The 23,655-nt window shown below is 56.8% G+C and carries 22 protein-coding genes; 12 read left to right on the forward strand and 10 right to left on the reverse strand.

The features are described 5' to 3' along the window. Positions 1-14 precede the first annotated feature (14 nt). The gene (locus AC1RJ3_RS08050) at positions 15-1,256 is read right to left on the reverse strand and encodes an MFS transporter (protein WP_493078291.1); all 1,242 of its coding nucleotides are present in this window, start codon (positions 1,254-1,256) and stop codon (positions 15-17) included. A 204-nt stretch (positions 1,257-1,460) separates the two neighbouring features. Between AC1RJ3_RS08050 and AC1RJ3_RS08055 the strand changes: the two genes are divergently transcribed. The 3 genes from AC1RJ3_RS08055 (at position 1,461) to AC1RJ3_RS08065 (ending at position 4,336) form a co-directional block, all read left to right on the forward strand. Beyond that, entirely contained in the window at positions 1,461-2,360 is a 900-nt protein-coding gene (locus AC1RJ3_RS08055; RefSeq protein WP_054596959.1) for a LysR family transcriptional regulator, read from the forward strand. 337 nt (positions 2,361-2,697) lie between these two features. Continuing rightward, a complete protein-coding gene (locus AC1RJ3_RS08060; protein WP_347929776.1) occupies positions 2,698-3,378 on the forward strand; it encodes a phytanoyl-CoA dioxygenase family protein in 681 nt (226 codons plus the stop codon). A gap of 283 nt (positions 3,379-3,661) precedes the next feature. Next, positions 3,662-4,336, forward strand: a complete 675-nt coding sequence (locus AC1RJ3_RS08065) for a DUF3313 domain-containing protein (protein WP_054596957.1) — start codon at positions 3,662-3,664, stop codon at positions 4,334-4,336. A gap of 170 nt (positions 4,337-4,506) precedes the next feature. Here AC1RJ3_RS08065 and AC1RJ3_RS08070 read toward each other — a convergent pair whose 3' ends face one another. From AC1RJ3_RS08070 to AC1RJ3_RS08080, 3 genes are all read right to left on the reverse strand, one after another. Beyond that, positions 4,507-5,109 (reverse strand): GNAT family N-acetyltransferase, encoded by a 603-nt coding sequence (locus tag AC1RJ3_RS08070; protein ID WP_054596956.1) that lies wholly within the window; start codon positions 5,107-5,109, stop codon positions 4,507-4,509. A 244-nt stretch (positions 5,110-5,353) separates the two neighbouring features. Then, complete coding sequence (locus tag AC1RJ3_RS08075; protein ID WP_054596955.1) at positions 5,354-5,617, reverse strand: hypothetical protein; 264 nt, start codon at positions 5,615-5,617, stop codon at positions 5,354-5,356. A 262-nt stretch (positions 5,618-5,879) separates the two neighbouring features. Beyond that, positions 5,880-6,143 carry a hypothetical protein gene (locus AC1RJ3_RS08080; RefSeq protein WP_054596954.1) on the reverse strand — a complete coding sequence of 88 codons (264 nt, stop codon included), beginning with the start codon at positions 6,141-6,143 and terminating at the stop codon, positions 5,880-5,882. 277 nt (positions 6,144-6,420) lie between these two features. Between AC1RJ3_RS08080 and AC1RJ3_RS08085 the strand changes: the two genes are divergently transcribed. The 3 genes from AC1RJ3_RS08085 (at position 6,421) to AC1RJ3_RS08095 (ending at position 8,942) form a co-directional block, all read left to right on the forward strand. Further along, positions 6,421-6,627, forward strand: a complete 207-nt coding sequence (locus AC1RJ3_RS08085; protein ID WP_103317972.1) for a hypothetical protein — start codon at positions 6,421-6,423, stop codon at positions 6,625-6,627. Positions 6,628-6,755: 128 nt separating this feature from the next. Next, on the forward strand, positions 6,756-7,868 hold the full coding sequence (locus AC1RJ3_RS08090; RefSeq protein WP_493078295.1) for a CapA family protein: 1,113 nt from the start codon (positions 6,756-6,758) through the stop codon (positions 7,866-7,868). A 717-nt stretch (positions 7,869-8,585) separates the two neighbouring features. Continuing rightward, on the forward strand, positions 8,586-8,942 hold the full coding sequence (locus AC1RJ3_RS08095; protein WP_054596950.1) for a hypothetical protein: 357 nt from the start codon (positions 8,586-8,588) through the stop codon (positions 8,940-8,942). 250 nt (positions 8,943-9,192) lie between these two features. On the opposite strand, the gene AC1RJ3_RS08100 is transcribed toward AC1RJ3_RS08095, so the two are convergent. Continuing rightward, entirely contained in the window at positions 9,193-9,387 is a 195-nt protein-coding gene (locus AC1RJ3_RS08100; protein ID WP_054596949.1) for a hypothetical protein, read from the reverse strand. 269 nt (positions 9,388-9,656) lie between these two features. Here AC1RJ3_RS08100 and AC1RJ3_RS08105 point away from each other — a divergent pair, with 269 nt between their 5' ends. Further along, the gene (locus AC1RJ3_RS08105; protein WP_054596948.1) at positions 9,657-11,207 is read left to right on the forward strand and encodes a sensor domain-containing diguanylate cyclase; all 1,551 of its coding nucleotides are present in this window, start codon (positions 9,657-9,659) and stop codon (positions 11,205-11,207) included. Positions 11,208-11,747: 540 nt separating this feature from the next. Here the strand turns inward: AC1RJ3_RS08105 and AC1RJ3_RS08110 are convergent. From AC1RJ3_RS08110 to AC1RJ3_RS08120, 3 genes are all read right to left on the reverse strand, one after another. After that, positions 11,748-12,287 (reverse strand): hypothetical protein, encoded by a 540-nt coding sequence (locus AC1RJ3_RS08110; protein ID WP_493078299.1) that lies wholly within the window; start codon positions 12,285-12,287, stop codon positions 11,748-11,750. Between the two features lie 187 nt (positions 12,288-12,474). Next, the gene (locus AC1RJ3_RS08115; RefSeq protein WP_054596946.1) at positions 12,475-12,915 is read right to left on the reverse strand and encodes an anti-virulence regulator CigR family protein; all 441 of its coding nucleotides are present in this window, start codon (positions 12,913-12,915) and stop codon (positions 12,475-12,477) included. A 137-nt stretch (positions 12,916-13,052) separates the two neighbouring features. Beyond that, positions 13,053-14,333 carry a haloacid dehalogenase-like hydrolase gene (locus AC1RJ3_RS08120; RefSeq protein WP_489112245.1) on the reverse strand — a complete coding sequence of 427 codons (1,281 nt, stop codon included), beginning with the start codon at positions 14,331-14,333 and terminating at the stop codon, positions 13,053-13,055. 265 nt (positions 14,334-14,598) lie between these two features. Here AC1RJ3_RS08120 and AC1RJ3_RS08125 point away from each other — a divergent pair, with 265 nt between their 5' ends. Then, on the forward strand, positions 14,599-15,369 hold the full coding sequence (locus AC1RJ3_RS08125; RefSeq protein ID WP_493078302.1) for a DeoR/GlpR family DNA-binding transcription regulator: 771 nt from the start codon (positions 14,599-14,601) through the stop codon (positions 15,367-15,369). 1 nt (position 15,370) lies between these two features. Here AC1RJ3_RS08125 and AC1RJ3_RS08130 read toward each other — a convergent pair whose 3' ends face one another. Then, the gene (locus AC1RJ3_RS08130; RefSeq protein ID WP_493078304.1) at positions 15,371-16,255 is read right to left on the reverse strand and encodes an alpha/beta fold hydrolase; all 885 of its coding nucleotides are present in this window, start codon (positions 16,253-16,255) and stop codon (positions 15,371-15,373) included. Positions 16,256-16,581: 326 nt separating this feature from the next. Between AC1RJ3_RS08130 and AC1RJ3_RS08135 the strand changes: the two genes are divergently transcribed. Beyond that, a complete protein-coding gene (locus AC1RJ3_RS08135) occupies positions 16,582-17,346 on the forward strand; it encodes a substrate-binding periplasmic protein (protein ID WP_493078306.1) in 765 nt (254 codons plus the stop codon). A gap of 143 nt (positions 17,347-17,489) precedes the next feature. Further along, positions 17,490-18,200 (forward strand): methyltransferase domain-containing protein, encoded by a 711-nt coding sequence (locus AC1RJ3_RS08140; protein WP_493078308.1) that lies wholly within the window; start codon positions 17,490-17,492, stop codon positions 18,198-18,200. Positions 18,201-18,262: 62 nt separating this feature from the next. Here AC1RJ3_RS08140 and AC1RJ3_RS08145 read toward each other — a convergent pair whose 3' ends face one another. After that, positions 18,263-19,138: a DNA/RNA non-specific endonuclease gene (locus AC1RJ3_RS08145; protein ID WP_103317994.1), complete on the reverse strand. Its 876-nt coding sequence runs from the start codon at positions 19,136-19,138 to the stop codon at positions 18,263-18,265. A gap of 389 nt (positions 19,139-19,527) precedes the next feature. Between AC1RJ3_RS08145 and AC1RJ3_RS08150 the strand changes: the two genes are divergently transcribed. Continuing rightward, the gene (locus tag AC1RJ3_RS08150; protein WP_493078310.1) at positions 19,528-21,267 is read left to right on the forward strand and encodes a dipeptidase; all 1,740 of its coding nucleotides are present in this window, start codon (positions 19,528-19,530) and stop codon (positions 21,265-21,267) included. A gap of 433 nt (positions 21,268-21,700) precedes the next feature. Beyond that, on the forward strand, positions 21,701-23,655 hold a 1,955-nt coding region (locus tag AC1RJ3_RS08155; RefSeq protein ID WP_493078312.1), incomplete at its 3' end, for a DUF5801 repeats-in-toxin domain-containing protein.

Raw genomic sequence — 23,655 nt, forward strand, 5'->3', positions numbered from 1 at the left:
ACTCTTGACCCTGTCTAGTCCTGAAACAGGTATCGCGATCGTGCATCAGCGTCCAGACCTCTCTGCACAAACCAGGACAACGGCAGTGTCAGCAACAGGGTGGCAGCCAACATGATCACCGCAACGGGAACACCGGTGACGTCACCGAGGCTGCCAAACAACACCGGCGCCAGCGCACCACCCCCAATGGTGCCGGTGTAAAACACCGCGAACGCCTGCTCGCGTTTACCCGGCCCCGCCAGATCCGGCACGGCGCCATACAGCACCGACGACGTGCCGTTCAGCGCCAGCCCCAGCAGCGGCAACATCACCATCAGGCCGAAAAACGGCAGATACACCGCCATGACGATCAACACCGCCGTGGTGAACTCGGTTAGCCACACCGTCTTCACCATACCGATGCGTGCCCCCAGATAGCCACACAGCAACTTGCCGAACGCGCCCCCCACGAACAACATCGTCAACGCCAGGCCGATGCCTGCCGCCCCGGCGCCCTTGTCTTTCAACAGAAATGGCAAGAAAGTGAGAAACCCCATGCGCACCGCGCTGTCCAGCGTACCGGTCAGGATCAACGCGCGCAGCCCGATGGCAGAACCGTTACCCGTGATCGCCTTGGTCGCTTTGCCGTGCGTGGACAAAGGTTCGGCACGAGCCGGGATCAGCCACCACAGCAGGCCCGCTGCCGCCAACCCGAGCAGACCCAGTAGCGTGACACTGGCGCGCCAACTGATGACTGTCAGCAACAGACCGATCAACCCCGGGATCAACGTTTTGCCGATATCGCCGGAGAAGTTGTACTGCGACAACGCTTGTTTGACACCTCCGCCCGCCTCGTAAGTATCGGTAATCAACGAAGATGCCAGCGGGTGCTGAGTACTGGCGCCCAATCCTCCCAACAGCAGCGCCAACAACAGCACCGTCAACCCGCCAGCCTGCCCCGCCAGCAAATAGGCCAGGCCTGCGAGTGCCGTTCCGCCCACCAGCATGCGCTCTCGTCCCCATCGCTTGGCGGCCCGGCTCGCCAACAGTTGAAAACCGGCCATCATCCCGGCATAGACACCGCGCAACAGGCCGATCTGGGCGTAGCTCATGCCGAACTGCGACTGCCAGATCGGCAACAGCACATAGATAACGTCGGTCAGCCCATCATGTACGGCGTGAGCACCGCAGCCAGCCACCAGGGATCGGCGACGGACTGAAGCATCGGCGGATTGCGGCGCGCGCAGGGAAGATACTTCGTCTTTCAAATCATTCATCGTATTGAGAGGCTGGAGAGTGGGACGTTGATATTCAAGCAGGAAGGCATCAGGAACTGTAGCAGCGCCGCGACGACAATCACCGAGCGCTATGCAGACGCGAACTCATGAGACCTCTCGATTCATTCTCGGAGGTCTTTATAGAATACGCAGCCTGCCGAACACCAATACCGAATTCGGACAGATCAATACCCAAGGAACAGGATGCTTGACCTACGCAAGTTACGTTACTTTTTGACGGTCGCCGAAGAGCTGCACTTCGGCCGCGCAGCGTTGCGCCTGCACCTCGCCCAGCCACCCTTGACCCGACAGATTTCGGCCCTGGAATCCGAGCTGGGCTTTCGCCTGTTCGACCGCACCAGCCGCACGGTGACGCTAACAGCACAAGGCCGGCATTTCCTGCCTTACGCGCGGGCCGTACTGGAACAGGCCAACCTGACCGAAGTCATCGCCGGCAAGCTTGCCGCCGGATCGGCCGGTCAGTTGGCGCTGGGTTACGCCAGTTCGATTGCGCTGTCGGATCTGTTCAGCCAAACCATTCAAGCCTTTGCCCAGCGCTTCCCAGAGGTTCAGCTGACGCTGGTGGAAAGTGCTTCCGGCAGTCTTTATTCGCAAGTCGTCGATGGCCGCATCGATATCGGCATGAGCCGGCTGCAGCCTGAAAGCGGGCAAACCGATGTACAGGTATTGTCTCTCGGGGGAGAACCACTGGTGGCCGCCCTTTCCAGTGACAACCCGCTGGCCAGCCAGGACAAGGTCACCCTGGCCCAGCTCAGTGCGCACCCGTTGATTCTGTTTCCGGCCGATTATGGCTCCGGGCTCAATGAATCCATAGAGCATCTGTACCGACACAACGGTCTGCCAATACGTCCAGGTCCGTCTGGGCGACAGATCACCTCGATCATCGCCTTGGTGGCCGCTGGCCAAGGCGTCGCTCTGGTGCCCCAGTGCACCAAGACCCTGGCCAAAAAGGGGGTGACCTACCGCCCGCTGGCAGACCCCGAAGCCTGCGCGCAACTGCTGATACTCACGCGAACACAAGGACGCACCCTGCTAGTCGAGGCATTCTTGGGCGTGGTCGATGAACTTTTGCAGGGCCGGTAGCACTCCCCTTCATTGAACCCGGCGCCACCTCTCTATCTGCGCACCAAGTATGGCAATCGAACCGACTTGAAAGTTGGCACGCATAAATCCCCCCAATTTTTCCGATACAGAAAGCCCACTACCCAGTTCCCGACTTTCCACTGAACAGGCCTTCCCCGGCCCGTCGCTAGTGGACCAAAAACGCTCAGTCACCCACAGCTAATACTCAACACCGCTCGCTCTGCTCACTAGACTCGTAAAAGCTACGCTTAAACATTGGCCGATCATTGCCCAATGCTGTTGTCCAGCCCGGGGGCGCTTTGCAAGACGCGTAAATGGCGAGGGAATTGAGGAATCCATGACTGACCGCGAGCAACTTCATCGAAATGGCTATGCACTGCTCCGTCGAGCGATCCCGGCCAAGTGGCTGGATGACCTTCGTGCCGTGTTCGATGCGGGCGTGAAGCCGGCGGACCAATGGCCAGTGCCGCGTGGCATGGATTGGCGCCATTCGCTGCTGGACGCTGATTCGAAGATTCAGGCTGTGTGTCGTCTGCCGGAGGTGCTGGCGGTGGTGGGTGAGTTGATCGGAGAACGGTTCTTCCTCTCGCAGGTAGAAGGTCGCGAGCCTCTTGCAGGTGGCGGTCATCAGCAGTTGCACCGCGACTTGTCGGCCCAACGGCCAGGCGACATTGTGAACGTCCTGGCTTATTTCGACGATTATGGTCCCGAGAACGGCGCAACTCGTATCGTCCCTGGCAGCCATCGCCCTGAGCAGGGAGAGCCGCCATTCGACTTCAATGACGAGTCCCGGTCCGTACGGCTTTCAGGCTCCGCAGGTGACATCCTGGTGTTTGACGTTGATCTAGTGCATGCGGCCAGTCTGAACTTAATCGGCGCACGCCGTCGCTCCATCCTGATAAGTTACTTTTCGGAGCCTCTCTATGCGTCACACCTGGAAACGGTGGGCCTGCGAAGTATTCGGATGAAGACGACCGATCGCTTCGATCCCTCGGATTTTGCCTTCGGGGTTACATAGCCTGAGCAGGCTGAGTCAACTGTTGGATACGCGCTCACCCAAAGCGCCCCAACGGGAACATTTTTCCGAAGGAGAAAAAGCTGGAACATCGGCCAGTCATATATTTCATTTGGGTAACATTTCTACTGCATGGAAATAAGCGGGACATACTCCAGCAAAGGACACAAGGCACTCTATGCAGGCCGCGTCATAAGGAATCCAGCGTGCAGGTATTAGCCCTATAGCCTGTCACTGCCGTCAACTCGATGCGGTATAGAACGTCTTAATCCATGGAGTAAACAGTATGAGTCTGTCCAGAAAAATGCTTGTCGGCGTTGCCTTGAGCAGTCTGCTGCTCGGCGGATGCACTTCAAGAGTCACGGAGAAGGAACAGTACTCAGGGTTTCTTCCCGACTACAACAATTTGCAGGAGGTCAGTACACCCAGCGGTGAGAAGGCCATGCGTTGGGTGACCCCGTCCTGGAACCCGAACGCTTATGACACGGTGGCCTTCAAGCGATTGGAACTGTACCCGACACCACAGCCCAATGAACGGGTCAACCGCCAGACGCTGGACCAGTTGCAAACCTACATGACGAACAATGCCAAGAGCGCACTGGGCCAGAAGTACCGTGTGGTACCCAATGTTCCGTCGGCCCCTGCCGGTTCGCGAGTCCTGGTCGTACGCGCTGCGATTACCGGGGTCAGCACGTCCAATGAAGGTATGAAATGGTATGAAGTGGTTCCGGTTGCGGCCGCGATAGGCGCGACTCAGGCGGCCACCGGCCACCGTAATCAAGAGACCGAGTTGTACATTGAGGCCGAGATAATCGACGCAAGTAATGGCCGGACTGTGGCCAAAGTGGTGCGCAAGGTCTTCGGTGAACAATTGAAAAATGCAAGCCAGCCGGTTACCGCTAACGATTTCAAAGCGGCAATCAAAAAACTGGACGGCGATATACAAGCATTCATCGAATAGCAATGAAGTGTCAGTCAGCTTCCGTGGATGACTGTGCTTCTTATCTCAGCCCCCGCAGGAAAAGCTTGGTGCCGTCCAATCTGACGGCGCCAGCCACTCGGGCGCCCGCCTACGTCTATGCAGCTACGCTACACAGGAGCAGCAAGCGGCAGAGCACATTGACACCCGGACTATAAAAACTGCCCTTGCGGCAAGGCGAGATTTATAACCCCGTGCGTAAATGTCGATGCGTTCGCGATTGCCTTCTGCGAAAACAGCCGCAACATGACAACTTTGCCCAACGTATCGCTGCGTAAAGCCTCTTCATCCTGGTTGCCGATCAGGACGATATTGGGCGCTACAGACCAGCCGCCAGCCTGCGCATAGAAACGAGCGAGCGGCGGATCACACGTGAAGACGCCGATATCAAGATTACTGCGCTCCATACAACGAGTCGCCGCGGCGACGGTATTCAACCCAAGGCCTCGCCCCTGACAATCTGGATCGGTCATGACGCAACTCAGCCCGGCGATTTCAAATGTGTCACCCGCATGTTCAATCGCTTTCATTACGACCGCGGCATAACTGACGACCCTGTCGTGCGCGCAGGTATAGAACGAGAATGCATCGAACACCGGATCGTGCAGCGGTATCGCCGTATTGATTTCATCTTCTCCCGTCTCCGGATAGACACGGTTTTGCAGCAAAGCAAACTCTCGTTTCAAAGCCGAAGAGGCCCGAATGTAGGCTATCGCGTCAACAGCCCAAGGCTCTATTGGCTTACGGTGGATCATTGTTATCCCTTCTCCTGAAATGACATGCCTGATCTAAACCTCGCCCCTCATAGGTACGCAGGCACCCAGCGCATAGTGTTTCCAGACTCCTCACACCGTCGGTCTGAAGCCTGAGAACTATAAACGAATGCCGTGCGTCTTAATTCATGCAAACCCACTCACATCGATGGACGCCATCATGCATTTAAAGAAGACGAATTTCGTAGCTTTGATGACATGCGTAATGATGCTGGCTGCAGCGCCCTTACTCCCAATGTCCTCCGCCTATGCAAAAAGTGGTGGCGGCGGAAACAGTGCAGGTCACGGCAGCAGTAGCGGTGCCGGCGGCCAGGGAGTAGGTCATTCTGCTGACGCTGACAGCAATGGCCGTAGCGAAGGCCATACTGCTGACGCTGATAGCACTGGCCGTAGCGAAGGTCTGGATAGCGATCATGACGGTAAAGCAATCAGGGATCATGGAATCAGTGGCAAGCACACCGGGAGTATTCGCCATGACAGCAAAGGTCATGGTTCGGCGACTTCAGGGATCGCACACTCCAAAACTACACACGGACTTACAAAGGCCACTGCGATCTCGACCACCACACCTGGCGATCACAATGAAAAGGGGCTGAGTAACGCTGCTACTTCGAGCACCAAACATTCGAGCACCAAACAAGATCAGGATAAGGATCAGTAGACCCGATCTTTACATCTTCATGCTCCAGTATGATGCAGAGAGCCCGCCGGTTGCGGGCTTTCTCATTCCACCTCAGCCGACCTTGAACATCTTAACCAGCCTCTTGGCTCGCCTGCGTTTCACGACCTCTTTCAGCCTCTTGAACCAACGCGTTCAAGAGTTCTTCGGTATGGTTTATCGATTCACGTATCTCGTCAAACGCCTCATCCAGAGCTTTTTCGATCTCGAGTGCAGGAGATCCACGTAATGTCTCCTGTATTTCAAGCTCGTCTTGCTTGAATTGCGAAAGGTTGGCGCGCAAGCCCTCTAATCGAAGAGATATCTGTGAGATATGGTGTCGGCGGCGCTGAACCATGATGCTTCTCCTGTTGAGCTCCCATACCTGTTTAGAACGCTGTCTGCAAAGAGATGTTCGCATTTCCTGACCAAAGGATTCGGTCTCGGTAAAAGTCCTTTAGAGAGAACTCTACGACACCATTCGTCGCCTATTAAAACGTGGTGCAGGATACGGCTCAAGGATTGCTAAGTACGCCCGTAGCGGCCCCAGGACGACATAATTCTGACGCGGCAGCAATCAACATTAACGCTTAAGGACTCCAGCGATACGCCTGGTCAGTCACCGGAGATGTAACGTGTCAACTCTCAATGAAATCGCAGCGAACCACGCGAGAATGGCTAAGGCAAACGAAGAAGAGTCGACCGGGCTGAGTGAGCGACACCTTCAAATAGTGGGCAGCTTTGAAATCGCCACCATCGATGCACAACAGCACATTCCACTGCACCTGATCGCCGGGGTGCAGGACAACCACTTCGAACAGGCAACTGGCTACTTGCTCTGACAGCGTTTGATCTCAATACCGGGTTGGTTCGTCATCGGCTTGTCGCAGGCCACGCAGAAAAATTGATATTTTGAACGGTGTGCGAGCAAAACGTACGGTGAGCTGATCGGGATATCCGGGAGGGTGTCATGGCCGCTGTCAGCGATACGCTGAAGCTGTTTCTCGCGGGCGACGTCATGACCGCCCGCGGCATCGATTCGGTACTGCCGCATCCTGGCGATCCGCGGCTTTACGAAGCTTACGTCAAGCATGCCGGCGATTACGTCCGGCTGGCAGAAAGGCTCAATGGCCCGATTCCCCGTCCGGTCGATTTCGCCTATGTCTGGGGCACTGCGCTGGATGAGTTCGAACTTCGCCAGCCACACGCACGCATCATCAATCTGGAAACTGCGGTGTCCCGCCGCGGACGACCGGAGCCAAAAGGCATCAATTACCGCATGAGCCCGGAGAACTTCCCGGTCATCAGAGCAGCCGGCATCGACTGCTGCATGCTGGCCAACAACCATGTGCTGGACTGGGGAGAAACCGGTCTGACCGATACGCTAGGCACCCTGTCGAGCAACAGTATGTGCAGCGCCGGCGCCGGGCGTAACCGGCAAACTGCCGAAGCGCCTGCCGTGCTGCCGCAGCCTGGCGGAGGGCGTTTGCTGGTGTTTGGCCTCGGCGCCCCCGACTGTGGCATCCCACCGGACTGGGCCGCCACGGACAAGCGCGCAGGCGTTGCGCGGCTGGAGGACCTGTCGATGCAAAGCCTGGACCTTGTGGCCAAACGGATTCTTGCGGGCAAAAAACCGGGAGACCGAGTGGTCGCCTCCATTCACTGGGGCGGTAACTGGGGCTTCGATATCCCGCGGGAGCAGGTCCGGTTCGCCCATGCGTTGATCGACGAGGCCGGAGTCGACGTGGTGCACGGGCATTCCTCGCACCACATCAAGGGTATCGAGGTGTACCGCGAACGCCTGATTCTCTATGGCTGCGGTGATCTCCTGAACGATTACGAAGGTATCGAGAACCACGCAGACTTTCGTGGCGACCTGGGGCTTCTGTACTTTGCCGCCCTGGACCCAAGCGGGTGCCTGCAATCGCTGGACCTGATCCCCATCCACCTTCATCGCTTTCGCATCTGTCGCGCCGAAGGGGATGACCGTCAATGGCTGCACGACACCCTTTCTCGCGAATGCGCACGCTTGGGCAGCCGCATCCAGCCAGGCGCGAAAAATGTCTTCACGTTGTGTTGGTAGGAATTGAGATTGGCGAGACGTTATCAGCAACGCATTTCCCTGTACGAATCCCAGTAACGCCCTGCCTCACTCGAATGGTAGCCAACCCGCTGGATTCAACTGGATAACCTATGGGATCTCAACCGTCAGGGCTCTGACGCCCAGATAACGTTCGAGCTATTGATAACCGGACACCGGTCAGGGTTGATCTCGCGTTCGCGATGAAGCCAGACCCTGGTTCGCTCGACATCGAATTTTCGCTCGTTCCGTTCCCTCATAACGATGCCGGATATGCCGAAATGCCCGCACTCAGGACAAATCAGTTCAATGCCATCCATTGCGGATTCAATATGTCGCGCGTCTTGCGAGCAGATCAAACACCACATGAGCCACTCCCGAGCACCTGTCAGTTTCCACGACCAAGCAATCTAGCCGCCAACTCATGCCCCACCGCCGGGCATCATCGAACGTCTTCCAGGCGCTGACTTCTCGCCTACCCTCACGGTGCAGGTTGTCAATTAATAGACCATTTCCAACCGTCACGCTACCTCGACAAAAAATTCCTTTTACCCAGAGAAAAACCGGCAGCCTGAACTCGATCAGACGGTTTTGAATACCCTCGACGGGTATCGATCAAGTGACCGCCGGCCTCGCCTTTTGTCGCAAGTCGATTGACTGAGGGGAGCCTTTGGAGCCCAGTACTCAACGGGCCAGACCAGATCATACGAAGAAAAAATCATGTCGAAAATAACGGTGATATCCGGTGACTTTCTGGCAGGCGATGCCGAATTTCAATCTGGATTTTTCACTCTGAAATCCGCACTGAAACCTTCTCTCGAACTAAAGATTCCCCTGTCAAATCTGGAAACGCTGGAAACAGCAACCGAAGAAGTCGTCAACAAGAAAGGCAGCGTCATTCGATGGAGTCTGGCGGGAGCATTGCTTCTAGGGCCAATCGGGCTAGTGGCGGGCTGGTTACTATGCGATACAGAAAGGGAAATAACGTTCTATGCAAAATTCAAGGATGGCCGCTGCTTACTGGCCACTACCGATAAAGGTACTTACTCAAAGATCTCTGCTTCTCCCCTCAAGTAACCCCCTCCCCTCAAAGTCAGCCGCTATAGCGGCAAGTGTTCGCCCTGACCAGCAGCTGGCCACTCAGCACGTTTCCTGAAGCATCTGGCAGGGCGAACAGGTAAACCTTACGCGCTCCATAACACCGCGTCCTCAAGCCAATTCTGAACAATTCACAACTGAACAGACACGCTCTGCCGACTGTCAGCATCCATCCGCCCCAAAACCAACAAAGCCCAGCACTGGGCTGGGCTTTTTCACTCCGTTGAGCTTATCTTTTCGGAGGTTTTTTGTGGCTGTCCAATCGACCGCTCTCCAGCAAATCCTTGTACTTCAACGCCTCAGCTTCACTGTGATAGACGCCGACCAGAACATCTCCCTGAAAGACATCCCACATCCTGATTCCCGCGCTACTTGATTCATGAGACATGTGATGCTCATCGCGCTCTTTGATGGTAATGACCATTTGCACATCCTCTGGATTGAGGCAGGTAAGGTATTTTTTACTCCTGTCATCTCCAAGATTCCATACCGAAAGCCTTCACCTCTCTCTGACGCTCCTGGGAGGGAGTGATTGCGGGGCAATCACGCTGTCGTTATTTGACCGCCTGCACATTTGGCAATAAGCAAGATGGGCATATGGCAAAAACGAATACCCACGCTAAAAATACCTCAACGGTATAAAAAAAATAGAATACGCTAACTATTGATACCCACGTCGAATGGCAGGATTTCATGTTGACAAGGAAGGCTTCTTTTTTTTCCGCTGAGTGGACCGATGCCAAACTCAAAGTCGGACACGTCATCCTCTTTGTGGCCATCGTATGCATCTCGCTGATAGCAATCAGTACATGGGGAATCTTCAACTCCCTGGAGTACCATTTGCACGACAAGGAAACCGAGATGTCAAATCTCTCGAAGACTTTATCGTCCAATATCGAGGCAACCCTTACGCAGGCTGACACAGTACTTATAGGGGTCAAGGAACGACTGGAAACAGAAGGCAGCAACGCAGAAAACTTAAACAAACTGGAAGAGTTACTTAAAATACAACAAAAACGCCTGCCTCAAATACATGGCTTTTTTATCTATGATGAACAGGGACGCTGGCTACTCAATTCAAACGGTGTCATACCCGCAGGCGCCAACAACTCGGACCGTGACTATTTCATTTATCATCGCGACCATACGGACCTGGGACCTTATCTTGGCCCTTCCATACGCAGTCGCTCAACCAATGAATGGATCATGACGGTATCGCGCCGAATCAACCATCCAGACGGGAGTTTTGCCGGCGTTGCACTCGCTACCATTTACCTAAACTACTTCCTCAACCTTTACGAAGGTGTCGACACCGGAACGAATGGCCTCATCAATCTGGTGACCTCCAGCGGTAACATTGTGGTGCGCAAGCCATTTCGCGACCAGGACATCGGCATTAACATATCAAAAGGCGAAGTGTTCGCCCTGTTAAAGCCTGACGTGAACTCCGGCACGGCGACCATAAAATCGTTTATCGACGGTGTCGAGCGGGTCATAGGTTTTAGACGCATTAATGGGTACCCCCTTGTCGTCGTCGCCGAATTTGATCGAAATGAAGTACTGGCGGACTGGCGGAGCGAATCCCTCGCCAGCCTGATCATTTCCTCCATATTATTAATAATTCTCAGCTTTATTGGTTATCGACTCATCAAACTCATGGGTCAGCAAATTCAAGCGCAAAGAGAATTGCAAGCCTCTCAGAAAGACTACATTGAAGCCAATAAGATTCTTGGTTTGATGGCCCTCGAAGATGGACTGACACGGCTGGCCAACCGACGCCACTTTGATTTCTTCATAGAAGCTGAAGTTGCCAGGAAAAAACGCAAGAAACTGGACGGCACCGCACTGATCATGATCGACGTTGACCTCTTCAAGAGCTACAACGACCTCTACGGCCACGTACAGGGTGATGAGTGCCTGAAGGCCGTGGGCGCAATAATCAGAAAGCATGTAAACCGAACCGGTGATCTCGCCGCCCGGTACGGCGGGGAAGAGTTTGCCGTTGTACTGTCAAACACCGATTATGTCGGGGCTTTCCTGCTGGCCGAAAAAATCCGACTCGATTTGGAGCACGCTAAAATACAACACAGCGACTCTCCACTAGGGGTGGTCACGATCAGTATTGGCATTAGTTCACTCTCCGAACGAGAAGTCGATACGGTAGAGAGCTTGGTGGATATCGCCGACAAAGCGCTATACATCGCCAAGTCCAGCGGGAGAAACAGGACCGTCATATCAAATTAGCAAGGATGGCGACGGCAGTAAAAAAGCAGCCAAGCAGTAGTTGGCTGCTTCGTCACATCAAAGCAAGAACCCCCATCTAATCCGACGCTACCGATTCTCTGGAACGATTTGGCCGGCTGGCCGACCGCTCTTCGGCGTCGCGATGCAATAAGGAAACGTTGTAATCGTAGGTCGATATCAAGGGCACGGGATCATCATTGCGGGCCATCTCAAGCCATCGCCTTGTGCGTTCAAGGTCAAAGGATTCGTGCTTCAACATCATTTTCGCAACAAGATTGGCCGAGACCCTGAAGTGTCCACAACCGGCTGAGCATATGACCTCTGACCAGTCTCCCAGCGCGTGAACAGTCTTGGCGGCAGCCTGACAAATTAAGCACTTCATATGAGATCTCCCTATCGATGACTTCTCAACTGTAGCCGATCCCCGGCCGAAAACGAGAAAAGCCCTGCAAGCGCAAACCTGCAGGGCTTCTCGGTCAGACTGACCTTCTCATCAAGCCGGGCAACCAATGGCTTCCCGGCTTTTTGAATGCGTTGTGCTTATCGGATTTTGTCAGTGGTCGAAGTCACGGCCTTACTCAAACCTTTTGTGTTGTGATCTCCAGGCGTTGTCGCCGAGATAGCCGTCGCTTTCGTCACCCCTCGCGTTGCTTTCGAGTGCGCAATACCCGAAGTCACTGCCCCATGACCACGATGGCTATCGCGATCACGTCCAAGGTGGTCATCACGGTCACGTCCAACGTGGTCATCACGGTCACGTCCAACGTGTTTACCGCTCAATCCACGGTCTCGAACAGCCCGGCCGTCGTGATCGGTTTCCTGGCCTTCAGCGCGACCATTGCTCTTGGCGCCCGCAGAGTGACCTTCACCCGCATGAGCACCACCGCCGCCGCTGCCGCCATTTCCGCCGCCGCCACCATTTCCACCACCATTTCCACCACCATTACCGCCGCCGTGACCACCACCTTCTTTGGCATAGGCCGTACCCATTACAGACAACCCGGCGGGGAGCAGAGGCGCGGCAGCAAGCATCAATACGCACGACATAACTGCGGCTAGCTTCTTGTTTTTCAAAGGCATGATAGATTCCATAGTGGTTCGTTTTTTACAAATTGTCTGACAAAAGCACTTGCTTGTAGTTCAGAACAGACGACGAACGGATCCATGCCCCTGTATTGATGGAATCGGTTGCACTGACAGTCGATTCCTTCTTGTTATCCAGCCGCACAAACAGGACGATGCGAACGTTGACTCAACGGTACCCTGCCTACTGATCGAGAGCACCGTTTAGAACCTCGTAAATGATCCCGGTAGTAATAGCGACAAGAATCAGATCGGTCCCGGCCTGCTGCCATTCATAACCATCGTAGTGAGGCAATCTGCCGATCAGCCGGCCATCCAGTTTCCTGGCGATACCGGGAGGCAGGGGTTTTCCGCGGGCGAGGTTTTTCTGAATACCGGGAGGCAGTGCCGGACCTGGTCTCCAGTAGTCGCGGTAACCACCAATGATGCCAAGGACACTGCCACGGTCGATGCTCGGCCCTTGGTCCCAGCTTCTGTCATCGTACGGTTTTTTGCCCTTGCCATGACCTCCCTGGTTTCCATGGCCCTGGCCGCCGCCATTACCCGGGTCGGCAAAAGCTGTCGCAGAACCCGTGACAAGGGCAAGGCAGGTAACAGCTGCAATCAGCGAGCGCGATCTGAACATGTCCGTTCTCTCAGATAAGGGTTATCCCCTGCACTGTAGACGGTATTGGAGGGTTTAGTTCCTGTCTCTGGCCAAGCTGATCAGAGTCGTGCATTGCGGCTCGCGGATGGCCGTCGACCACCCGCGAGCCAGCACCATCAGGCCAGCAACTTGCGTTCGTCTTTACCGTACTTGAGCGATTTTTCGTCCGGAATCATCAGACCGGTATGCTCGTCGCGTCCTTGCAGGATGAAACGGGCGTCCGGCTTACCCAATTGGGTGGCAGCCTGCTGGCTGTCGGCACCAATCTCGCCTTTCTTCATGCGGTTGACGATCACGCCCACCGCCGTGTCGTTGAAGTCGCGCAGCATCCATGCATCACCGTCGCTGTCACCGGCCACCAGCAACGGGCCGTAGCCCTTCTGTTTCACCAGTACATTCTTGATGCCGACGGTCTTGCCCGGCCCGTAATTGAAGTGCCAGTCCGGTTGATAGCGACTGGTGTACTTGCCGTTTTCCATCGCCATGCGCAGGCCGATCACGTTCTCGGGCGGTACGCCGTAGCCGTAGTTGGGGTGGCCGGCGAACACCCGCACCACGTCGTCGATCGAGGCGGTGCTGACGTAGACGTCGATACCGTTGGCGCGCAACGTGTGCATCAGGCCGCGGATTTCCTCATGGATGCGAATGCCATGGAAGTGCGTGTCCGCCACTACCCCTGCCTTGCCCGGCAACGTACGTGAACTCTCGTACTTGACCTTGCGCAGCGCGTCGCCCATGGCGTAGTTGTTGGAGGCCTCGGCCATCGCCTGCAATTCGGCCGTGGTCATGTTCTTGTAGAAGTACAGAATCCACTTGTAGCCGATTTCCACCGGGTAGCTGTCGCAGATCGCGTCGTACATGAAGTAGAGCTTGGCGAGAAAGTCCTTGTACTGCTCGCTGGCCTGGATCTCTTCCAGGCTTTTATCGCCCGCAAGCCCCTTGTAGTTGGCGTGCAACCAGCGGTAGTCAGCTTCCACGTCGCTGGAGATGTCTTCCATGGTGACCGGTTTACCGTCCACCGTGGTGTAGTCCTTCATGAACGCGCCGTTCGGCACGTCCTGGCGCAGCACGGCGGCGAACTCATCGGGCGTCAGCTTGTACTGCAAATGATTGATCTGATAGACCAACAGCGCTTCTTCACAGTCATTCATGATGCAGGTGTTGTCCCAGTCGAACACCGCGTACGGGCGTTGGTCAGGACGGTAAGACGCGCTTTTGACGCCGTGCTGGTCGATGACCGCCTGCAGGCGTTGGGTGTTCAGTGGTGACCAGCGTGCCGGATCCAGCGCGCTCGGTGTGGCCGCGGGCGTGGCGGCTTGCGTTATACGGGAGGACAACAACAGCGGGGTTACGACGGAAACAGTAGCGAGGGTGTTCAGAAACTGGCGACGCTGCATGGTATAGCTCCTACTTCTAGACGATAGGTTACAACCGAGGCGATGGCGAAAGCGTGTTTCGAAAATAAGGACGAGGGGAAAAACCGTCCCGCGACGAGGCTAACTTCAAATACACAAAAACACAATATTGCCACAATATTACATTTTGATGATTTGCAGACCGCGCCTGAGCCAGGCTAAAGGAGGCCGGGGCGAACTTGACAGTGACCGACGCCCCTCCACAATGCATGCTCGGAAAGCGACTCAAACAGCAGGGACACCAGGCATGTGGCAAGAAGAGCGTTACCAGCGAATCCGCGCACTGCTATCGACCTTGCAGCGCGTCACCACCGACCGCATCGTCACGGAGCTGAATGTTTCACGCGAGACCGTGCGGCGCGATCTGGTCGCCCTGGAAGACCTTGGGGAGTTGAAGCGGATACACGGCGGCGCCATTCGCGTCGAAGACGAGGCGCCCATCGCCGAGCGGGCGCACAGCAATGTCAAATTCAAGCGTGACCTCGCGCGGGCAGCGGTCGGCCTGCTGTCGCACGGACAGACCGTGTTTATCGACGCGGGCACCACCACTGTCATTCTCGCCGAAGAGCTGGCCAAGCTGGGCGGGCTGACCGTGATCACCAACTCGTTCAACGTGGCGCTGCAACTGCGTAATCCCGCCACCTCGGGCGACCAGCACAACGAGGTGATCGTGCTCGGCGGTTCGCTCGACGACCGTGCTCCCGCTACGGTTGGCGGCACCACGGTGGCGGAGATTGGCCGCTATCGGGCCGACCTCGCGCTGTTGTCGCCCGTGGGCATCGACGCCCAGCGCGGTGCCAGCAACTACGACCACCGTGAGGCCGAAGTGGCCCGCGCCATGACCGAGCATGCCGAGCGCGTGGTCATCCTCGCCGACTACAGCAAGATCGGCGTGGAGAGCCGTGTAGCCTTTTGTCCGCCAGAGCGCATCGACGTGCTCATCACCAACCACAAGGCCAACACCGAAGCAGCGTTCGCTGCATTGAACGCCAAGCTGAAACACATCATCCTGGCGTAGCTCACATCAGTGAGGCTTCTCTACTGAAAGCGTGATGACGGACCTGGCTCGGTGCCCCGCAAGCCGGCTGCAGAAAGCCGAGTAAGGCCTGCCGTGTGTCATGCCAGGCCGCCGGGTGTTCCATATCGAGGAAGTGCCCGGCGTTCTTGATGGTGTGGAACCGGGACTGACGGGCATGAGCGGCAAAAAGCCGGGCGTCCTCCACCGAGGTGTATTCATCCCATTCGCCGTTGACGAACAACATCGGGACTTCGATCGCGTCGGCACAGACCGAATAGCAGTGGATGTCCTGGGTCAGGATCTCGTTGACGTGGAAATGCATCTGCCGGTATTCGTGTTCGGCCAGGCTGCTGACATGCCGGTGATTGAAACGCTTGAACAACGATGGCAGGTGCTTGCCGATGGTGCTGTTGATCAAGTGCCCGACATTGGGCCGATCACAGGCCTGGAGAAAGTTCAGGCCGCTCTCCAGGTAATCGCGCATCGGCGTATTGATCCGCGCTGCAAATGAATTGATCACCGCCTTCTCGATTCGACGCGGCCGCTGGGCCAGCGCCAGCAAGGTAGCCGCGCCGCCCCAGGAAAAGGACAGCACATGGTGCACGGAAAAGTGTTCGATCAATTCCAGCAGGATCTGCGCCTCGTCTTCCTTTCGGATCGGTTGGCCATGGAGGTTGTGCTCTCTCGACTGACCGGCGTAAGGCTGGTCGTACAGCACCACATTGAATCGCGGCTGCAGGTAACGCACCGTTTGAGCAAAGGATGCGGTAGTTGCCAGCGAGCCGTTGACCAGAATGATGGTTTTGTCAGCGGCGGCGTTGAGATAGTGCTCGGTATAAACCTTGTACTTCTTGCAAATCTCGACGATGGCAGTTTTCGGCATCATGTCATTTTCTTCCCTGAACAAATTTAACTAAGCGCACAGCGTGAGCGACTACCCGGACGGTCTTTGTGACTGACAAGTCACTGACTGACCGGAGGTTCAGAGTTAAGCAGGGATTTTCCCGTCTGCAAGAGCCCGAACGAGTTATTTCGTTGCCCCGTGGCACACGATGATCCGACTCGCAGTCCCGGGCTCTGAAACCCGATGTAGAGGCCTCGCCCGGGTTCGCTGCCATCGCTTAACACCTGCACCTATGGGAAGATGCTTGCCGCCTTGAGTCGGCGATGAGTTGAGTCGACCCTCTACTTCCAATGCCTGAACTATCGATCATGAACCGGACCACACGCGTATCGAGCACCTGGACCACGGCCCTTTGCAGGCTGTGTCTGTCGGTATCGCTGCTGATGACCTATAACGCGTGCGGTGCACCATTACCGGTTGAACTGTTTATCCCCGATGCGCCCCCCTTGACGTTTGTCGATGATCCCAAAGGTCACGGAATCGTCGGAGACGCTGTCCTGATGGCCATTGCCAACGCCGGCTATGCCGCTGATGTACAGGCGCTGCCTTGGGCCAGAGCGCAAAAACACGTCAATGAGAAGCAGGACATCCTGATAGCCCCGTTGTCACGTACGCCAGAACGTGAGGAGCACTTCAGCTGGATCGCTCCCATCATGTCCATGGAGCGAGCCTTTTTCAGTCTTGACCGGCCAGTGAGCAGCTTCGCTGAAGCCAGGAAAACCTACCGCGTGATCGGTGTAGGTCTGGGCAGCGCACAAGAGGAAATCCTGCGCGCGCAGGGCTTCGACAACCGACAGATCTACCCGCTGACCATTGGCGATAACCCCGCGCAAATGCTCTTGAGAGGACGCATCGATGCCTGGTTCAACGGTGTCCCGGAGACTCAATACATTTGGCCGAAGGTGTCTCGACGCACGCTGCTGATGAGTCCCGTCATGAACAGAACAGATCTCTATCTGGCCTGCTCGAAACAATGTTCCCCTCAACAGGTACAAAACTTGCGCAAAGCGATTGAAACGCTTCGCCGTGACGGCACCCTGGCACGAATACATAAGGGCTATTTGTCGCAATAAGCGCTGTTTCAAATACATGCAGCGCGGTCTTGAGTCTCTCCGGTACCGGACTACGCTTCGCTGATGGTCGCCGTCACCTTTGCCGGTGGTCTGCAACTGATCGGCGTCGGTTGCGCCGGGTCTATACCGTCCAGGACTGAACCATGGATCTCAAGGAAATCGACATTCTCGGTTCAAGCATCGGTCAGCATTGGTATTACTGTTCAAAAGCTGCGGCGATGACTCGTCTGCTGGGTGATACCCCCGTCAAAAGGATTCTCGACATTGGCGCTGGCTCCGGCTTTTTCACCCAGCATCTGCTGGCCCGGACAACCGCCACCGAGGCCTGGTGCGTGGATATCAGCTATGAGGCGGACTCGGACACCACAACCGCCGGTAAACCGCTGCACTACCGTCGTTCGATTGATTCGGTGGACACCGATCTGGTGCTGTTGATGGACGTGCTGGAGCATGTCGATGACGATGTCGGATTGCTCAAGGCCTATGTCGATAAAGCCCCGTCCGGCAGCCGTTTCCTGATCACGGTGCCGGCGTTCCGGTTTCTCTGGAGCGGGCACGACGAGTTCCTCGAACACAAGCGTCGCTACACCTTGCCGCAACTGGAAACGGTGGCCAGGGACGCCGGCTTGACGGTGATGCAAGGGGTCTATTACTTCGGCCTGGTGTTCCCGATTGCGGCGACCCTGAGGTTGCTGCCAACAGGCGCACAACCTTCGCCGCCACGCTCGCAACTCAAGCGCCATCATCCGCTGGTCAATACCCTGCTGAAGACGCTGTGCACCCTCGAACTTCCGTTCATGCGCGTAAACCGTCTGGCCGGTCTGACCGTGTTTTGTCTGGCTCGCAAGCCGTGACCTCAGCTGAACAGTCAGCGTTGGTCAACGGCGTGGCATTCAGCAAAGTGGTCCCTTGAAGATCAAGAGCGACCCACCGAACCCGAGACCGGCAGATTTCCGAGCAGGTTGAGTCCGGTGATCTTCACAAAAGTCTCATAGTCCACCGGCTTCTCAATGCGGGTTTCCGCGTTAGGTAGCACATAAGCCCAGGCACGTTTGGACGAAGCGTCGTACACCAGTTTGAACAGGCGGTTTGGCACCCAGACCTTGTTGTCGCCAATGGTGGTATGACCTGCATCAAAGAGCGGGCCGGTGAAGACAAAGACATTGCCATCGGCGCGCTTCGCGAACTTTCTGACATCAGACTCGACCTTGCTCCAGATCTTGCGGTTATTGGTCGGGTCTTGCGGCACCATGTTCGACAGTGCAAAGGTCTGGGCCATTGCATGCGGATTCGGGGCATCGGCGGCCGGGGACTGATGGCCACGATCCACGGCCGGATGCTGGCCGCGGTAGTCGCTCAACTCTGCCCGCCCGTCCTTGGGAATACGCGGATCAGGATAGAACTGATTGGTTCGCTCCTCTCCCTTGGCATCCGCCAACTGGGCTGAATTCAGACGCTCAACCACAACCAATGGCGTCTTGCTGGTTTGCGAATACAGCACCGCGAAGTTGTCGGAACACAGGGCCAAGGGCTTCATCGTTGCAGCCACGATGGCCATGCTGATCGGCCTGGCTGCCGGGAACAGGTCTGCGCACCCATCAAACGATGCCTGTTGCTGCTTGCTTGAATACAGCTCGATCGCCGCGCTCTGGCTGATCGAGCCTGAACGGTGCCCCTGCTCCTCATGCTGGCTGGACGGCTTGAGGAAATCCAGCAGGTTGCGAGCTTCTGCCGTACCGGTCGAGAACAAAACAAGGGCCGACAGCCCCACTGCTATTTTGCGTAGGTTCATGCTTGGAATCTTTGAATTGGATTAAGGGAGGATACTGGCGGCAAAGCCCTGAAATCGTCGGCACGAAAAAAGAGGCCAATGCCTCTTTTTTAATGCGGACAACATAATAACCAGACTCGCAGCTAGCGTCTGACCTATTGAAATCAAAGGAGTTTCTTTTACTCCAAAAACAAGAGTGGGCATGATCCGCAAAGACGTGATCGACGACACTAAAAGCTCGGGAAACCCTCCCGGGACTTTTTCGTTTCTGCGTCGCTTTTGCATTTCTGTGCGACAGATCTCACTTAAGGGACTCCCGTACCACTTCCTCATGGTGTTAGTTTGGAAATGTTTCTGTCTCATCGATCAGAAATTTCTCACAAACCACCTGCAAAGGAATGCCACCAGCAATGGACTTCTCACTCAAGCACCTGGCCGCGACAACGTTGATGCTGGCCAGCCTTTCGGCGTTCACCACGTCAGCTCACGCCAACATCACACCGCTACAGAGCACGACTATCCTCAAGACTTTCAGTGACGCATCGGTCACGGACTTCAGGCAGTTCCTGGGCAGCCTGGCCAACAGCGACCTCGCCAAAACCGCCGACTTCGGCCCGGCAATCAATGCTTTCCAGGGCAACAAGCCCCTTTCTCCTGAACAGCAGAACGAGATCCATCGCCTGCTTGGCATCTACGCACGGGTGAAATACGGTAACGCTGCCACCGAGACTCTGCGCGAACTGGTGGCAATCCCGACTTTCCGCGTGGAGGGCGTTGCCCAGCACGATAATCCTGAATTCATCAAGATCGCCGACAAGCTCAAGGGCCTGGCCGAGGCTTTCAACCTGAACTTTCGCAACATCGACAACCGCGTCTATGAAATCTCCCTCGAAGGTGCTGGCGATGAAGTCGTGGGCATTCACGCACATGCCGACGTAGTCCCCGTGACTCCGGAGAACTGGGTCCTGAAAGACGGCACTCGACTCGATCCGTTCAAGGTCACCCAGGTCGGCGACCGCATGTACGGTCGGGGCACCGAGGATGACAAGAACGGCATCGTGGTGGCGCTCTATGCCATGAAGATCATCAAGGAAGAAAAGCTGCCGCTGGCGAGGAATTTCAAGCTGCTGGTAGATACCACCGAGGAAACCACCGGCGACGCCATCCCCTATTACTTCGAACACAACCCGACACCCGACTACAACCTGGCGCTGGATGGTGGCTATCCAGTGGTGATTGCCGAGAAAGGCTACGGCACCGTCATGGCGAGCTTTGCCCGGCGTGCAGCAGAGGGCAAAGGCGCCGAAATCACGTCCATGACGGGCGGCCTGGCCACCAACCAGATTCCGTCGACCTCGGTCGCCACCGTTGTGGGTGACAAGCCTGCCGAATTGGCCGCCAGCCTGCAGCAAGCCGGCACTGATTATGCCAAGCGCAATGGCGGCAACTTCGAGGTGACCGCCAAGGTCGTCGGCAAGGACGTCAAGCTGACGGTCACCGGCGTTTCCGCCCACTCCTCCGAGCCCGAGTCAGGCGTCAACCCGGTGGCAAGGATGCTGGGCCTGATCAACAACCTCGACGGTAAGGTCGCGCTCAAGCACAACCACATTACCGACGCCGCCCGCTACGCCGCCGACAACTGGGGCCTGGACTACCTGGGTGGCAAATTGGGGGTCGGTTTTACCGATGCCTTCATGGGACCGCTGACCACTTCCCTGACCTATGTCGGGATGGATGACAAAGCCTTCAAGCTCGCGGTCAACCTGCGCGTGCCGGTCGGCAAATCCCCGGAGACGCTCAAAACCGAAATCGCCGATAAGCTTGGCGCCTGGAGCAAGCAGACCCAGATTGCCGTGGTCTTCAACTACTCGATCGCCGAGCCAATGCACCGCAACCCCGAGGGTGAATGGGTCAAGGCCCTGCTGGCCGTGGCCAGTGAAAATCTTGGCATGGAACACAAGTTCGGCACCTCCGCCGGCGCCACCTCGGTCCATGAACTGCCCAATGGTGTGCAGTTCGGCCTGGCCAGGCCCGAGGTCAAGTACACCGGCCACACCGACAATGAATTCAAGACTGTCGACCAGTTCCTGCTGGACCTGCAGATCGTGACCGAGATGCTGGGGCGCGTCGGGCAACTGCCGAAGCTCTGATCTGCCTTTCCGACCCGCTATTCTGGCGGGTCCATTTCCTTGATTGTCTTGAATCCGTTTAGAGGATTATGGAACGAAAGAAGGGCCTTTCAGCTGTCTGGGCCTCTTTCGCTGCTCCGGTCTATTCGGCGACCAGCAACGCAGTAGAAATACTGCCCCCGCACCCGGCTGCCTGAGCTCGCTCAGGTTCAGCGCGACGCGTTGACGGTTAAATCCCGGGCGACTTTGAGCACCGGCGGCCGTCCCTCATTCACAAACGGAATATGCGGCGCCGCTCCTTCACCTATTCATCCCGATTCCCCCTCCCAAGTAGCCTGAAACTCCTATCTCGCGTGGGAGTTTCGGCCGATGCGCAATCTCCGGCGCTTATCCATAGTTGCGGTTATAGGTCAACGGTCAGGCCTCGATGACCGCAATTGCTCAGGAGAGAGTCATGGCTAATCGCGAGCATCCATCATCGCCAACGAGCGATACGGACCCCCAATACACTCCAATCGTCACCTCCGACCTGAAAGACTACGCGCCCGGCAGTACCGCAACCGTCACGGCTAGCGGCTTCGCCCCCGGCAGCACAGTGGAATTTCAAGTGGAGCACGCCACCGGCCCCGGCGCCGATAATGTGTGGGGCACGCCCGATGACGTGCTCGATACTGACACTGGCGAGGGGCACGACCCCTGGTACGTGACCGACGGCGGCGTCGGCGATCTCGACGGTAAAGTCAACGGCAGCATCACGACCTCCTGGTACGTGAATCCCGACGACTCGGCAGGCGCGACGTTTCTGCTCACCGCGACCTCTGCGGGCGCCGATGGTGTGTTCGGCACCAGTGACGACTCTGTGGCGACAACGTCGTTTACCGACAGCTCTCTGAGCGTTGTCGCAACTGGAGTGAACGTTACGCAGGACGAAACGGCCGGGTTGCAGAACAGCACCGCCACTCCAAGCCCTGCGGAAGACGCTAATGACAATGACATTCTGGTGACGGCCCTGCCCTCGACCTTCTCGACCCGTTTGACCGCACTTGGGGCAGGCGCCCCAATGGGTGCGGCTTTGAGTGGCTATACCGGAGCCGCGGGCGACACGGGCAGCAATGCATTCACCATCACCGCTGCGCCCGGAGCAATCATTACCGACATCAGCTTCGTCGACAGTTCTGGCGCGGCGCTTAATGGCCTGGACAGCGGACTGAGTACCCTCGATGGCACCAGCATCCTTCTCTACACGGATACGAACAACAACATCGTTTTGGGCCGAGCCGGGGGACCAACCGGCGCGATCGTGTTCGCTGCCTATATTGAAGAAAGCGGATCGCCGGTCACGGGCGGCAAGATCTGGACCGTGGAATTCCAACCGCTCAAGCATCCGGATATTACGAACCCCGACGATTCGGTGAATCTGCTGAACAAGGTCTTCATCGGCGCCAGCCAAGACTCGAATTTCAGCCTGGATGGGGCGCCGTCGGGCCAGCAGTTGTTCCTGATGTTCACCACCCCGGGCGCAACGGCCGATGCGAACGGCCGGATTCCTGGTGTATCGATCGTCGTCACCGGCAAGGATCCACTGGATCAGTCGGCCAGCAGCGCTGCCATCACCAGTGCTGACACGGTCAACAGCAGCCAGGGCGGCGGCAGTACGACCCTGGGCACCAACAACCAGGCGATCACCGAACAGGAAGGCCTGCGCTTCAGCTTCGTCAGCGGTGCCAAGGCGGACTTCACGATCCCCAACCTGAGCCCGGGCGAAGCAGGTGTCGAAGCGAACATCGACTTCAACCAGTACTTCGGTGCCCGCTCCGCGACCTTCAAGATCGTGCAGGAGACGGGCGGCACGACCGCGAAAATCCTGCTCGCCGCCTTCAAGAACGCCGACAACGTCAACGGGTCACAGAGCGGCGTCAACTTCATCAACAGCTACGCCGACGACAGCTCCGAAAAGGTCGCGATCACTAACGGCAGCGTCACCGTGAAGACGTTCGCCGGCGTCACCATCAGCAGCGCCGTCATCACCTACAACGCCGACGGCACAGTGCTGGTCACCGGCGTTCCGACCGACTCGCAGATCACCTACGGCACGTCGACCGACCACAACCGCGTACTGATCGAAAACGCCGGATTGCTGACCGACAAGAACGGTGACAAGACGCACGCCGACTTCGACATCGGCGGCTTCCAGGTGCTGCAGAGCAGCGCGGCAACTGCCGAAATCGGCTCCAAGATAGCCTTCGAAGACGACGGGCCGAGCATCAGCACCACCGGCACCGAGCCGACGCTGACGGTGGACGAGTCAAACCTGGCCATCAATGCCACGCAGAACTTTGCCGCCAACTTCAGTTCGGCGTATGGCGCTGACGGCGCCGGCACACTGACCTATGCACTGGGCGTGGTAGC

The organism is Pseudomonas sp. GW822-FHT04C11, from assembly GCF_058800905.1.

What these genes read in the sequence shown, in the direction of transcription:
- AC1RJ3_RS08050 (WP_493078291.1), bottom strand. Translation starts at nt 1,256, where the DNA reads ATGAATGATTTGAAAGACGAAGTATCTTCCCTGCGCGCGCCGCAATCC.
- AC1RJ3_RS08055 (WP_054596959.1), top strand. Translation starts at nt 1,461, where the DNA reads ATGCTTGACCTACGCAAGTTACGTTACTTTTTGACGGTCGCCGAAGAG.
- AC1RJ3_RS08060 (WP_347929776.1), top strand. Translation starts at nt 2,698, where the DNA reads ATGACTGACCGCGAGCAACTTCATCGAAATGGCTATGCACTGCTCCGT.
- AC1RJ3_RS08065 (WP_054596957.1), top strand. Translation starts at nt 3,662, where the DNA reads ATGAGTCTGTCCAGAAAAATGCTTGTCGGCGTTGCCTTGAGCAGTCTG.
- AC1RJ3_RS08070 (WP_054596956.1), bottom strand. Translation starts at nt 5,109, where the DNA reads ATGATCCACCGTAAGCCAATAGAGCCTTGGGCTGTTGACGCGATAGCC.
- AC1RJ3_RS08075 (WP_054596955.1), bottom strand. Translation starts at nt 5,617, where the DNA reads ATGACCTTTGCTGTCATGGCGAATACTCCCGGTGTGCTTGCCACTGAT.
- AC1RJ3_RS08080 (WP_054596954.1), bottom strand. Translation starts at nt 6,143, where the DNA reads ATGGTTCAGCGCCGCCGACACCATATCTCACAGATATCTCTTCGATTA.
- AC1RJ3_RS08090 (WP_493078295.1), top strand. Translation starts at nt 6,756, where the DNA reads ATGGCCGCTGTCAGCGATACGCTGAAGCTGTTTCTCGCGGGCGACGTC.
- AC1RJ3_RS08095 (WP_054596950.1), top strand. Translation starts at nt 8,586, where the DNA reads ATGTCGAAAATAACGGTGATATCCGGTGACTTTCTGGCAGGCGATGCC.
- AC1RJ3_RS08100 (WP_054596949.1), bottom strand. Translation starts at nt 9,387, where the DNA reads ATGGTCATTACCATCAAAGAGCGCGATGAGCATCACATGTCTCATGAA.
- AC1RJ3_RS08105 (WP_054596948.1), top strand. Translation starts at nt 9,657, where the DNA reads ATGTTGACAAGGAAGGCTTCTTTTTTTTCCGCTGAGTGGACCGATGCC.
- AC1RJ3_RS08110 (WP_493078299.1), bottom strand. Translation starts at nt 12,287, where the DNA reads ATGCCTTTGAAAAACAAGAAGCTAGCCGCAGTTATGTCGTGCGTATTG.
- AC1RJ3_RS08115 (WP_054596946.1), bottom strand. Translation starts at nt 12,915, where the DNA reads ATGTTCAGATCGCGCTCGCTGATTGCAGCTGTTACCTGCCTTGCCCTT.
- AC1RJ3_RS08120 (WP_489112245.1), bottom strand. Translation starts at nt 14,333, where the DNA reads ATGCAGCGTCGCCAGTTTCTGAACACCCTCGCTACTGTTTCCGTCGTA.
- AC1RJ3_RS08125 (WP_493078302.1), top strand. Translation starts at nt 14,599, where the DNA reads ATGTGGCAAGAAGAGCGTTACCAGCGAATCCGCGCACTGCTATCGACC.
- AC1RJ3_RS08130 (WP_493078304.1), bottom strand. Translation starts at nt 16,255, where the DNA reads ATGATGCCGAAAACTGCCATCGTCGAGATTTGCAAGAAGTACAAGGTT.
- AC1RJ3_RS08135 (WP_493078306.1), top strand. Translation starts at nt 16,582, where the DNA reads ATGAACCGGACCACACGCGTATCGAGCACCTGGACCACGGCCCTTTGC.
- AC1RJ3_RS08140 (WP_493078308.1), top strand. Translation starts at nt 17,490, where the DNA reads ATGGATCTCAAGGAAATCGACATTCTCGGTTCAAGCATCGGTCAGCAT.
- AC1RJ3_RS08145 (WP_103317994.1), bottom strand. Translation starts at nt 19,138, where the DNA reads ATGAACCTACGCAAAATAGCAGTGGGGCTGTCGGCCCTTGTTTTGTTC.
- AC1RJ3_RS08150 (WP_493078310.1), top strand. Translation starts at nt 19,528, where the DNA reads ATGGACTTCTCACTCAAGCACCTGGCCGCGACAACGTTGATGCTGGCC.